We start from the raw sequence: 12,553 nt of genomic DNA, 5'->3' as shown, positions 1-12,553 counted from the left end.
GGGCGTTCATTCGCGCGGGTTCGGCACGCGCCGCGCGCCCGTCCCACCGCGGCCAGCGCCTACAATGCCGGGCCAGTCCACGCACCGGAGCCCCCCATGGAAGCCAAGACCACCGACCTCTGTGACACCTACGGCGACGCCCTGCGGGTGGTCGAGGAGCCGCTCTCCGACTTCGGCGGGATCATCGCCTTCGGCGGCCCGGTGCATACGATCCGCGCCTACGAGGACAACAGCCTGGTGCGCGCGGCGCTGTCAGAGCCCGGCCAGGGCCGGGTGCTGGTGGTCGACGGCGGCGGCTCGCTGAAGCGCGCGATGCTCGGCGACGAGCTGGCCGCGCTTGCGGTCAAGAACGATTGGGAAGGCATCGTGCTGTTCGGCTGCGTGCGCGACTCCGCCGCGCTGGCCGAGCTGGAGATCGGCATCAAGGCGCTGGGCACCTGCCCGCGCAAGACCGACAAGAGCGGCCAGGGCCTGCGCGATGTGCCGGTCCGCATCGGCGGCGTCGACATCCGCCCCGGCGACTACTTGTATGCCGACGAGGACGGCATCGTGGTTTCGGCCAAGCGGCTGCAGGAAGCCGGCTGAGTCGGCCCGGCACGGCACGGCCGTCGCCTCTGTCAGCGCTGGACGGAACCCGCGATAGACTCGGCGCTCCGGGCCGCAGCGTCGGGGGCGCAGCACCGTGTCGGAGCCACTACCAACGGACCCGCCTGCATGCGGGCGCGAGGCCGAGCCGGCGGATGTGCTGTTTGCCGCGGTGTACGAGCGTCTCAAGGCCATGGCCGGCAGGCGCCTGGCCGGCGATGCCCCCGCCACGCTGCAGACCACTGCGCTCGTCCATGAGCTTTACCTGCGCATGCAGGCTGTGGGCGAGCTGCAGTTCGCCCATCGCGCGCAGTTCTTCGCCTATGCCGCGCGCGCCCTGCGCCACCTGCTGAGCGACCGCGCGCGCGACCGCCTGCGCCTGAAGGCCGGGCACGGCTGGGTCGCTGTCACCCTCGAAGCCGATGATCTGCCGCTCGCGCTGGTCAGCGCCGAGGAAACCCTGGCGCTCGATGCCGCGCTGCGTGCCCTGGCAGAGGTCGACGCGCGCGCGGCGCAGGTGGTCGAGCTGCGCTACTTCGCCGGCCTGTCGCTGGAAGCCGTAGCCGAGACCCTGGGCGTGGCCCGGCGCACGATCGACCGCGACTGGCGCTTCGCACGCGCCTTCCTGCATGCGCGTCTCGACTGACATGCGCGACGGCCCGCACCCACCGGCAGGCTCACGCGCGCTGCCGCGGCGAACTGCCGCCCCCGCCGCCGCCAAGACCAAGGAAGCAGGTCATGCACGGGCTTGAGCGGACCGGGCTGCCGCCGGACCCGCAGCGACTGCGCGCGCTGTTCGATGCGGCGCTGGAGCTGCCGGAGAGCGCGCGCGATGAATGGCTCGAAGCCACGGTGGCGGATGCCACCGAGCGCGCCGCGCTGCGGCGCCTGCTGGCGGCCGATGCAGGCCGTGGCCCGCTGGACCTGCCCGCCGAGCAGCGCGCCGAACAGATCGGCGAGGCCAGCGAGCGCTGTCTCGATGCCTACGTCGGCCAATCGATCGGGCCCTACCGGCTGATGCATCTGCTCGGCCAGGGCGGGATGGCGGCGGTGTTCCTGGCCGAGCGCGCGGAAGCCGGCTTCCGGCAGCAGGTCGCGATCAAGCTGCTGCGTCGTGGACTGTTCTCGGAGCTCGAACATCGCATGTTCCGCCGCGAGCGGCAGGCGCTGGCCGCGCTATCGCATCCGAACATCGCCCATCTGCTCGATGGCGGCGTGACCGCGGCCGGCGTGCCCTTCCTGGTGCTGGAATACGTCGACGGCGTCGCCATCACCGAGCACGCCGCACGTACGCGGCTGGATCTCAGCGCACGGCTGCAGCTGTTCTGCGTGGTCTGCCGGGCGGTGCAGGCGGCACACCGGCAGCTGATCGTCCATCGCGACATCAAGCCCTCCAACATCCTCGTCACCGCCGAAGGCGAGGTGAAGCTGCTGGACTTCGGCATCGCCAAACTGCTTGACGAGGGCGAAGAGCTTGCGACCGGCACCGGGCTGGCGCCGCTGACGCCCGGCTACGCCGCGCCCGAGCAGCATGCGGGTGGAACGATATCGACCGCGACCGATGTGTTCGCGCTCGGCGTGCTGCTGCATGAGCTGCTGCTGGGCCAGCGCCCCGATACCCGCGAGCGCAGCCGGCGCGCCTCCGCCGACGCCCATCGCGCGACGCGCGCGGCGCCGCTGTCACCGACGGCCCTGCGGGTGGCGCTGCGCGGCGACCTCGACAACATCCTGCAGATGGCGATGGACCCGGACCCCGCTCGTCGCTACGCCTCGGCCGGAGAGCTGGCCGACGACATCGAGCGACACCTGCAGGCGCGGCCGGTCCGCGCGCACCCACCGGCCCGCAGCTACCGCCTGCGCAAGTTCCTGCGCCGCCATCGCACCGGCGTCGTGCTGTCGCTGCTGCTGCTGTGCGCGAGCTTGGCCGCCATCAGCACGGTGCTGTGGCAGGCCGAACTGGCGCGCCAGGAAAGCGCCCGCGCCAAAGCGGTCAGCCAGTTCATGCTGAATCTGTTCCAGGGCGCGCGCGCCAGCCTGCCGCGTGAGGACCGCCTGAGCCCCGAGCAGCTGGTCGCCGAAACCCGGCGGCAGCTTGCCGCCAGCAGCGAGCTGGATGCGCCCACCCAACTCGCGCTGTATCGCGCGGTGGCCGAGGTCGCCCTCTCCCTGTCGGCCTATGACGAGGCCGAAGCCGTGCTGGCGCAGGCTGAGGCCCTGCTCGCCCATGACGCCGAGCCCGCGGCGCTGGAGGGGCTGCGCCTGATCCGGGCCGACGCCTGGCAGCAGCAGGGCCAGCACGAACAGGCGGCGACCAGCTTGCGCGGCCTGCTGCCGCGACTGCGCGCCACCGACACCGGCCAGGCGCTGCGCGCGCTCGGCGTGCTGGCGCAGGCTGAATTCGCGCTGGGCAGGCCGGAGACGGCGATCGAACTGCAGCATGAAGCGCTGCAGCTCGCGCTTCAGCAGCATGGCGAGGGCAGCGAGGACGCGCTGCTGGCCGGGCTGGAGCTCGGCAACCTGCTCGCCGCCAGCCAGCGCTATCCGCAGGCGATCGAAACGCTGGAGCCGCGGCTGCAGCGCTGGCGGGCGCGCGGCCTTGCGGAAGACGATCGCTACGTCCGGGCGCTGTCCAGCCTCGCCCAATCCAAGGACGGCATCGGCGATCTCGACAACAGCGTGGCGCGCCTGCGCGAGCTGCTGCAGCTGCGCGAACGCATCCACAGCGCGCCGCACGCGGCGATCGCCCGTGCCCAGCGCGCCCTCGGCCAGGCGCTTGCCCGCGGGCCTGGCCCGGAAGAGGCGTGGCGCCTGTTCGATGCCGCGCTGGCGATGCAGCGCATCGTGTATCGGCGCGGCCACCTGGAAATCGCCGTCACCCTCGATGCCATGGGCGCGCTGGCCAGCGCCCAGCAGCGCGAGGACGATGCCATCGCGCTGTACCAGCAGGCGCTTGCACTCTGCGCCGTGCTGGACGCCCGCGATGACGTGTGCGCGCGTTCGCGCAACAACCTCGGCCAGGTGTTCTACCGCGCCAATCGGCTGGACGAGGCCGAGGCGGCGATGCGCGAGGCGCTGGCCGAGCGGCGCCGCCTGTTCGGCAACGACCATCCGACCGTGGCCTACTCGCTGTCGACCCTGTCCAACGTCGCAACCCGGCGCGGGGACTATGCCGGCGCGCAGACGCTCTCTCGTGAAGCCCTCGATCTGCTCGAACGGATCGGCCACGGCCGCTCGCGCGAGGCGGCGCTGATCCGCCATGGCTATGCCCAGTCCCTGCACCTGGGAGGCCGCTCGCAGGAAGGTCTGGCCGAGATCGACCGCACCTACGCCGACTGGCGCGCGCGCGAGCCCGAGGGGCGTACGCGCGCCGTGATGATCCTGGTCGACCGGGCGCGGATGCAGCGCGACATCGGCGACCGGGAAGGCCTGCAGCAGACCTTCCAGGACATCGAGGCACTGCAGGTACCGGCGGCCGACCTGCCCGAGCGCACCCGCCAGGCCATCGCCGCACTGCGCGACGGCTGACTTCGGGCGCGTCGCCGCCGGGTATCGCGCGCGGATCGACCGCGGCATGTCGCAACTCCGGCGCAAACGGCGTTCATCGAGGCACACCCCTTCGAGGTCCCGCCGATGACGACGCTGCGCATGCTTGTCCCCTGCCTGTCGCTCCTGCTCTGCTTCAGCAACGCATCATGGGCCGCGACCTTCCGGGTCGGTGTCGGTACAGGCTGCACCCATGCAAGCATCCAGTCGGCGCTGGACGCCGCGGCGGCGGCTCCCGGCAACGACACGGTGCTGATCACCCGCTCCGCCAGCTGGACCGCACAGGCCCTGGTGACGAGCGTGGCCGGCGAAGCCCTCGAACTGCGCGGCGGCTATCCGAGCTGCGCCGACGCCAGCGGCGACGGCGGCCGCACGACAATCAGCGGGGCGGGCGGCAGTGCCGCCTCGGTGCTGCGCATCGGCACGCAGACAGCGCAGGCCCGGGTCAACCTGGTCGACCTGGAGCTGAGTGGCGGCGACGCCGTGGGCACCACCGCGACCGGAAACGGCGGCGGCCTGTACTTCAGCGGTCCCGGCCAGCTGCAGACGCTGCGCACCCTGATCAGCGGCAACCGCGCTACCCGCGGCGGCGGCATCCACGTCGCCGGCAGCAACGGCGTCAGCCGGATCGTGCTGGGCGCCGGCTCGCAGGTCATCGGCAACACCGCCAGTTCGGACGGCGGCGGCATCTACCTGGACCAGGCGGTGCTCGAAATGCACGCCGCCGACAGCCTGCTGTTCAACAATGAGGCGGAGGGCAGCGATGGTCGCGGCTACGGCGGCGCGCTGTTGATCCGCGCCGCCGCCCACTCGGCCTCGGCCAGCCTGCGCGGCGCAGGCGCCAACGGGCTGGCCAAGGTACAGGGCAACCGCGCCCGCTACGGCGGCGGCGCAGCGGTTCTTGCCGACCCCGGCAGCGGTGAGGTGGCCCTGCTGGAAGCCGCGGCCAGCCAGCGCACGGCCTTCCAGTCCAACAGCGCGGAGGTGGCCGGCGGCGCGATCTATCTGCGGCCCTTCGATTCGAGCCAGAGCAATCAGCTTGCCCGCGCTCGACTCGCGAACGTGCGCGTGTTCGACAACATCGCGCCCGACGGCGCCGCCGTCTATGTCGACCAGGACCTCCAGGCCAGCGGCGAAGGCGCGGGCGGCGAGCTGGAGATCGACCATGGGGCGCTCGCCCCGCTGTGTCCCGTCGGCGAGTTCTGCTCGCTGATCGAGGGCAATGCCACGCTCAACGGCGCCGGACTGCAATCGCACGGCGCGCTGATCCGGGTACGCGAATGGGGCAGCCTGCGCATCGCCGGCAGCACGCTGGAGGTGGTCGAGCGCGGCGGCCCGTGGATTCGCGACAACCGCGTGGGCCAGCTGTTCCGCGGCGATGCCTGCCTGATGAGCCTCAACAACGCCCTGATCAGCGGCAACACCGTGAGCGCCCACGTAGTCAGCGGCAACTGCCCGCTGTTCGATCTGGGCGATCTGACCATTGCCGGCAACACGATCTCCGGCTCGGCCATCTTCAATCTGCAGGGGGCCGCCAGCCTGCGCCGCTCGGTGCTCTGGCAGCCGGGCAAGCTGTCGATGCAGGGCACGGCAACGCGCGATGTGGTCGACGTGGTCACCCAGGAAAGCGCGTCCATCGACACCGGCTTCCTCGCCTTCGTCACCCAGGCGGATCCGCGCTTCGTCGACCCCGCACGCGACGACTATCGCCTGCGGGCCGGCTCGCCGGCGCTCGACTACGCACCCGCCACCAGCAATGCCGACCGCGACGCGCGCGGACAGGCGCGTGATGTCGACCTGCCCCTCCGCGCGAACTTCCCGCGCGGGCCGCGCGACCTCGGCGCGCTCGAACGGCAAAGCCTGGCGCCGCTGATACTGTTCGGCGACTTCGACCTCAGCGGCGACCTCGGACTGTGGCCTGAAGTCACCGCCGGCGCCTCGGTCTGGAGCAGTGCGCAGAACGCGACCACCACTCCCGGCTCCGGCGCGATCCAGGCGAGCCTGGGCAACATCCCGCAGGCGCGGGTCAGCGTGCGCCAGCAGTGCGTGCACCTGCCGGGCCCGGGCCGCTATGCGCTGAACGGCTGGGGCCGCTCGGTCGGCGCCACCATCAGCACGCGCGACTCCGTCCTGCTGCACTGGCAGCTGCGCCACAACGGCGGAGAGGGCTGCACCCAAGGCAGCGCTGATGCCTCGGGCGACCATTTCCTCACCAGCAGCACGAGCTGGACGCAGCCGGCCACGCCCGCCGAGATCCAGCTGGCGGAAGCCGCATGGACACCGGACAGCTCGCTGACGGTCAGCCTTGTGGTGGTTGACGTGGGGATCACCAACCCGCCCGCGATCAACGGCTGGTTCGACGGCATCAGCCTCGCGGTCAGCCCGATCGGCAGCGAGCTGTTCCGCGACGGCTTCGAGTAGGCGGCCCTGCCGTGTCGGCGCGCAGGGCGCGCTAGTCTGGCGCCATGGAACGACCGACGCTTGTACGCCTGCTCCTCGGGTGCGCGCAGTGCGCACTGCTGCTGTGCCTGCCGGATCAGCCCGTGCTGGCTGCGCCTGGCCCGTCCGGCGCGACGCTGGTCGCGGCCGCGCGCGCGCAGGTCGGCATCACCCTGGGCTACGACGGCAGCTACCGTCGACTCGACTATCCGGGCGGCGATGTGCCCATCGAAACCGGTGTCTGCACCGATGTCGTGGTGCGCGCCTTCCGGATCCTGGGCGTCGACCTGCAGGTGGCCGTGCACGAGGACATGCGCGCGCACTTCGCGCGCTACCCGCAGCACTGGGGCCTGCGCCGGCCCGACCGCAACATCGACCATCGCCGCGTGCCCAACCTGGAAACCTGGCTGCGTCGACAGGGCGCGGCGCTCAGCGCTTCCGACGATCCCGCCGACTACCAGCCCGGCGACATCGTCAGCTGGCGCCTGCCCGGCGGCCTGCCGCACATCGGCATCGTCTCGGACCGGCATGTCGATGGCCGGCCGCTGATCCTGCACAACATCGGCGCTGGCGCCCGCGAAGAGGACATCCTGTTCGCCTACCCGATCGAAGGCCGGTTCCGCTGGCTGCCGCCTGCTCTTGATGACTGATCGGCGTGGGCGGGATTGGGGATTGGGGATTGGGGAGCGAGGAGGCGCGCTTGCGGACCACGGGTCCGCGCGCCGAGGAGCGCCCGAGCGCTGTCCGCGAGGGCCGGGGTTCGCGGACGCCTTGCGGGGCCTTGAGCCTCTCGCAAGGCCCATAGGGTGGGCCCTGGCCCACCATGGGCTCGACCCTCGCCCCGCTAAACGTTCAAGCCGCGTCTCGCTCCAACACCCGCGCAAGGTTCGAACCACATCCATGTCCGGATCCGGCGAGTCCAAACGCCGCGGGCGCCTTAGTCTGTGCGCATGCCGCCGATCCCGCCCCCGCCCGATGCCATCTGCGAACAGGCCCGCCTGTCGCGCGATGCGCGCTTCGACGGCCTGTTCTTCACCGCCGTGCGCTCGACCGGCATCTACTGCCGACCGGTCTGTCCGGCGCCCGCACCGCGGCCGCGCAACGTCCACTACTACGCCACAGCCGCTGCCGCCGAGGCGGCCGGCTATCGCCCCTGCCTGCGCTGTCGGCCCGAGCTCTCACCCGCTGCCGGCCCCTGGCGCCGCGGCGAGGCGGTGCTGGGCCGCGCGCTGCGGCTGATCGAGCAGGGTGCGCTGGAAAGCGCTGGCGTACCGGCGCTGGCGGAGCGGCTGCACGTCGGCGAGCGCCAGCTGCGCCGTCTGTTCGCCAGCGAGCTCGGCGTCTCGCCGCTGCAGGTCGAGACCACCCGCCGCCTGCTGTTCGCCAAGCAGCTGCTGAGCGAGACCGCGCTGCCGGTCACCGAGATCGCGCTGGCCTCGGGCTTCGCCAGCCTGCGCCGCTTCAACGCCGCCTTCCTGCAGGCCTACGGGCTGGCGCCAAGCCGGCTGCGCGGCACGCGCCTCGACGCCCCCGTCGAGGCGACCGAGCGACTGGTGCTGCGCCTGAACTACCGGCCGCCCTACGACTTCGCGGCGCTGCTGGCCTTCCTGCGTTCGCGCGCGCTCGATGGCCTGGAGCGCGTCGATGCCGAGGCCTACGCCCGCGCGATCGAGTTCGGCCGCGACGCCTGGCTGCGCGTCTCGCGCTGGCCGGGCGGAGAGAGCGCCCTGCGCCTGGAGCTGCATGCCGTGCCTGCCGGCCATCTGCGCGAAGTCGTGCAGCGGGTGCGGCGGATGTTCGACCTTGACGCCGAGCCCGCGGCGATCGAATCGGTGCTGGCGCGCGATCCGCGCCTGGCGCCGCTCCTGCGCGCCCGTCCGGGCCTGCGCCTGCCCAGCGGCTGGGACGGCTTCGAGATCGCGGTGCGCGCGGTGATCGGCCAGCAGATCAGCGTGGCCGGCGCGCGCACCCTGACCCAGCGGCTGCTGGAGCGCTGCGGCCAGACGCTGCCCGAGCCGATGCAGGCGCTGGGCTTCCGCCACCGCTTTCCGACCGCATCCGAGCTCGCGACAGCGGATCTCGACGGGCTGGGCCTCACCGGCGCGCGTCAGCGCACGCTGCGGGCGCTGGCGCAGGCCGTGGTCGAAGCCCGCCTCGATTTCGATCCGGCCCAGCCGCTGGTGCAGTTCGTCGAGCGCTGCACCGCCCTGCCCGGCATCGGCCCGTGGACGGCGCACTACCTGGCGCTGCGCGCGCTGGGCCAGCCGGATGCGCTGCCCAGCGGCGATCTGGTGCTGCAGAAGGCGCTGCCGAACGACGGCAGCCGCGCCAGCGCGGCGGCGCTTGCGTCGCGCGCCGAAGACTGGCGCCCCTGGCGCAGCTACGCGGTCATGCACCTGTGGCGCGCCGCCGCCGAAGGAGACTGAGATGGACATCTGCTGGATCACGATCGACAGCCCGATCGGCCGCCTGAGCCTCGCGGCGAGCGCCTCCGCGCTGCATGCCATCGAGTTCGAGAACAACCGCCATCCGCAGGCCCGTGCGGACTGGATCGCGGGTGAGACTCCCCTGCTGCGGCAGACGGCGCTGCAGCTGCACGAGTACTTCGACGGACGACGCCAGTCCTTCGAGCTGCCGCTGGCGCCGCAGGGCACCGACTTCCAGCGCGCGGCCTGGCAGGCGCTGTCCGCAATCCCCTACGGCGAGACGCGCAGCTATGCGCAGCAGGCGGCAGCGCTCGGCAGGCCGACCGCCACGCGCGCGGTCGGCGCGGCCAACGGCCGCAATCCGCTGCCGATCGTGCTGCCCTGCCACCGGGTGATCGGCGCCAACGGTGCCCTCACCGGCTTCGGCGGCGGCGTCGAGGTCAAACGCTGGCTGCTGGCGCATGAGGCCAACGCACGCTTCGCGCTGACCTGAGGCGCTGCACGAAGCGCATCAATCGCGAAACTGGCGATCCAGGAAGAACAAAGCCCCGCACGGTGGCGGGGCTCTGTTCCTTACTGCGACAAGGTCAACCCATCATCCGCGCCGCCGCAGCTGCAGGCCTGCCATGCCCATCATCAGCAGCATCAGGCTCAGCAGGGCCCAAGGCGCGTCCGCCGGAATCACGGCCGGTCGCGGGTTCGACGGCGGCGTCGGGCCGACCGAGTCTTCGTTGTTGTTGTCGATCGGATCGAACTGGTCGCCGCGAACCGTCGCCACGTTGCGGTAGTTGCCCGTAGCGCGCACGCGGACCTGCATCACCAGCGTCTCGACCTGGCCCACCTCGAGGCTGCCCACCGTCCACAGCGGCGCGGTGTAGCTGCCCTGGCTCGGCGTGGTGCCCAGCAGCTCGAAGCCCGAGGGCAGCGCATCGGTGACCACGACATTGGTCGCCGCGTCCGGGCCGTTGTTGCGCACCTGCACGCTGAAGTTGATCACCTGGCCGAAGCTCGGCGTCATCTGGTCGACCGTCTTGATCACCTGCAGATCGGCCAATGCCAGCGGATGCGTCGTGGTGCAGGGCGAGCAGATCGGATCCGGGTCGCCGCCGTTGCCGCTGATCGTCACGCTGTTGTTGACCGTGCCGGTGGCGCCCGTCTGCACAGTCGCGGTGTAGCTGAGGCTGTAGGTGCCTGTCGCCGTTCCGCTCGGCAGGCTGCAGACCAGTGGCTCACCTGCCGAACAAGTGAACGGGCCAGCGGTCACCGCACCCCGCAGCAGGCCCGGACCGAGGGTATCGGTCAGCTGGAAGGCCGCCGTCAGCGGCGCATCCGACACGGTCGCCTGCAGGGTGTAGGTGATCGTGGCACCGACCACCACCAGGCTGCCGCTGGCCGGATTGGCCGTCTTCGCCAGCGTGACGTTCGGGCCCAGAACAGGCGTGTCGATCGTGCTGGTGCAGCGCGGTGCTGCCGGGCAGCCCGGATCACCGCCGCCGCCGACACTGGCCGTGTTCTGCACGCTCGGGATCGCAGCCGCCGTCGGCGTCACCGGGATCACGAAGCTGACGCTGTCGTTCACCGCCAGGCCCGCTGCTATGGTGCAGGTCACCGACTGGCCTGCGGCCGAGCAGTTCGCCGGCGGCGTGCCCAGGGTCAGGCTGGCCGGCACCACGTCAGTCACCGTCGCCACGGCCGTCGTCGCCGCACTGCCGGTGTTCTCGACAGTCAGCGTGTAGCTGGCCGGGGTGCCGACCACGAAGCTCGCGGCGCTCGCCGTCTTGGTGATCGTCAGCACCGGCGCGTTCACCGGCGTGTCGATCGTACTCGTGCAGCGCGGCAGGCCCGGACAGCCCGGATCGCCGCCGCCGCCGACGCTGGCCGTGTTCTGCACGCTCGGGGTCGCAGCCGCCGTCGGCGTCACCGGGATCACGAAGCTGACGCTGTCGTTCACCGCCAGGCCCGCTGCTATGGTGCAGGTCACCGACTGGCCTGCGGCCGAGCAGTTCGCCGGCGGCGTGCCCAGGGTCAGGCTGGCCGGCACTGTGTCGGTCACCGTCGCCACCGCCGTCGTCGCCGCCGTACCCGTGTTCTGCACGCTCAGCGTGTAGCTGGCCGGCGTGCCGACCACGAAGCTCGCGGCGCTCGCCGTCTTGGTGATCGTCAAGGCCGGTGAGTTCACCGGCGTATCGATCGTGCTCGTGCAGCGCGGCAGGCCGGGGCAGCCCGGATCACCACCGCCGCCCACGCTGGCCGTGTTCTGCACGCTGGGGATTGCAGCGGCCGTCGGCGTCACCGGGATCACGAAGCTGACGCTGTCGTTCACCGCCAGGCCCGCTGCGATCGTGCAGGTCACCGTCTGGCCTGCGGCCGAGCAGTTCGCCGGCGGCGTGCCGAGCGTCAGGCTCGCCGGCACCACGTCGGTCACCGTCGCCACCGCCGTCGTCGCCGCCGTACCCGTGTTCTGCACGCTCAGCGTGTAGCTGGCCGGCGTGCCGACCACGAAGCTCGCGGCGCTCGCCGTCTTGGTGATCGTCAGCGCTGGCGCGTTCACCGGCGTGTCGATCGTGCTCGTGCAGCGCGGCAGGCCCGGGCAGCCCGGATCACCGCCGCCGCCCACGTTGGCCGTGTTCTGCACGCTGGGGATTGCAGCCGCCGTCGGCGTCACCGGGATCACGAAGCTGACGCTGTCGTTCGCCGCCAAGCCCGCTGCGATCGTGCAGGTCACGGTCTGGCCTGCGGCCGAGCAGTTCGCTGGCAGGGTGCCCAGGGTCAGGCTCGCCGGCACCACGTCGGTCACCGTCGCCACCGCTGTCGTCGCCGCAGTGCCGGTGTTCTGCACGCTCAGCGTGTAGTTCGCGGCGGTGCCGACCACGAAGCTCGTCGTGCTCGCCGTCTTGGTGATCGTCAGCGCCGGCGCGTTGACCGGCGTGTCGATCGTGCTCGTGCAGCGCGGCAGGCCGGGGCAGCCCGGGTCGCCACCGCCGCCCACGCTCGCCGTGTTCTGCACGCTCGGAGCCGCGGCCGCCGTCGGCGTCACCGGGATCACGAAGCTGACCGTCGCATTCACCGCAAAGCCCGACGCGATCGTGCAGGTCACCGTCTGAGCCGCGGCCGAGCAGTTCGCCGGCATCGTGCCCAGGGTCAGGCTCGCCGGCACCACGTCGGTCACCGTCGCCACCGCCGTCGTCGCCGCGCTGCCGGTGTTCTGCACGCTCAGCGTGTAGCTCGCCGGGGTGCCGACCACGAAGCTCGCCGCACTGGCCGTCTTGGTGATGGTCAGGGCGGGTGAGTTCACCGGCGTGTCGATCGTGCTCGTGCAGCGCGGCAGGCCCGGGCAACCCGGATCACCGCCGCCGCCGACGCTCGCCGTGTTCTGCACGCTGGGGATTGCAGCGGCCGTCGGCGTCACCGGGATCACGAAGCTGACGCTGTCGTTCACCGCCAGGCCCGCTGCGATCGTGCAGGTCACCGTCTGGCCGGTCGCCGAGCAGTTCGCCGGCATCGCGCCCAGGGTCAGGCTCGCCGGCACCACGTCGGTCACCGTCGCCACCGCCGTCGTC

General features: G+C 71.9%; 8 protein-coding genes. 7 read left to right on the top strand and 1 reads right to left on the bottom strand.

Annotated elements, in window-relative coordinates:
- Positions 1-96: 96 nt before the first annotated feature.
- The 7 genes from rraA to Q0654_RS16745 all read left to right on the top strand — a co-directional run bounded on the left by rraA (position 97) and on the right by Q0654_RS16745 (position 9,486).
- Positions 97-585 (top strand): ribonuclease E activity regulator RraA, encoded by a 489-nt coding sequence (rraA, locus tag Q0654_RS16775; protein ID WP_298856006.1) that lies wholly within the window; start codon positions 97-99, stop codon positions 583-585.
- Positions 586-682: 97 nt separating this feature from the next.
- Complete coding sequence (locus Q0654_RS16770) at positions 683-1,231, top strand: ECF-type sigma factor (protein ID WP_298856005.1); 549 nt, start codon at positions 683-685, stop codon at positions 1,229-1,231.
- 92 nt (positions 1,232-1,323) lie between these two features.
- Positions 1,324-4,110, top strand: a complete 2,787-nt coding sequence (locus Q0654_RS16765; RefSeq protein ID WP_298856004.1) for a serine/threonine-protein kinase — start codon at positions 1,324-1,326, stop codon at positions 4,108-4,110.
- Positions 4,111-4,230: 120 nt separating this feature from the next.
- Positions 4,231-6,549, top strand: a complete 2,319-nt coding sequence (locus tag Q0654_RS16760; protein ID WP_298856003.1) for a hypothetical protein — start codon at positions 4,231-4,233, stop codon at positions 6,547-6,549.
- A 122-nt stretch (positions 6,550-6,671) separates the two neighbouring features.
- Positions 6,672-7,217 (top strand): DUF1287 domain-containing protein, encoded by a 546-nt coding sequence (locus Q0654_RS16755; RefSeq protein ID WP_298856002.1) that lies wholly within the window; start codon positions 6,672-6,674, stop codon positions 7,215-7,217.
- 300 nt (positions 7,218-7,517) lie between these two features.
- A complete protein-coding gene (locus tag Q0654_RS16750) occupies positions 7,518-8,993 on the top strand; it encodes a DNA-3-methyladenine glycosylase 2 (protein WP_298856001.1) in 1,476 nt (491 codons plus the stop codon).
- A gap of 1 nt (position 8,994) precedes the next feature.
- The gene (locus Q0654_RS16745) at positions 8,995-9,486 is read left to right on the top strand and encodes a methylated-DNA--[protein]-cysteine S-methyltransferase (protein ID WP_298856000.1); all 492 of its coding nucleotides are present in this window, start codon (positions 8,995-8,997) and stop codon (positions 9,484-9,486) included.
- Positions 9,487-9,588: 102 nt separating this feature from the next.
- On the opposite strand, the gene Q0654_RS16740 is transcribed toward Q0654_RS16745, so the two are convergent.
- On the bottom strand, positions 9,589-12,553 hold a 2,965-nt coding region (locus Q0654_RS16740; protein WP_298855999.1), incomplete at its 5' end, for a DUF11 domain-containing protein.

It is taken from the genome of uncultured Aquimonas sp., from assembly GCF_937888285.1.
In the GTDB taxonomy this organism is placed as follows: Bacteria; Pseudomonadota; Gammaproteobacteria; order Xanthomonadales; family Xanthomonadaceae; genus Aquimonas.
This window is presented reverse-complemented; position numbering and strand designations above follow the sequence as displayed.

What these genes read in the sequence shown, in the direction of transcription:
- rraA (WP_298856006.1), top strand. Translation starts at nt 97, where the DNA reads ATGGAAGCCAAGACCACCGACCTCTGTGACACCTACGGCGACGCCCTG.
- Q0654_RS16760 (WP_298856003.1), top strand. Translation starts at nt 4,231, where the DNA reads ATGCTTGTCCCCTGCCTGTCGCTCCTGCTCTGCTTCAGCAACGCATCA.
- Q0654_RS16745 (WP_298856000.1), top strand. Translation starts at nt 8,995, where the DNA reads ATGGACATCTGCTGGATCACGATCGACAGCCCGATCGGCCGCCTGAGC.
- Q0654_RS16765 (WP_298856004.1), top strand. Translation starts at nt 1,324, where the DNA reads ATGCACGGGCTTGAGCGGACCGGGCTGCCGCCGGACCCGCAGCGACTG.
- Q0654_RS16750 (WP_298856001.1), top strand. Translation starts at nt 7,518, where the DNA reads ATGCCGCCGATCCCGCCCCCGCCCGATGCCATCTGCGAACAGGCCCGC.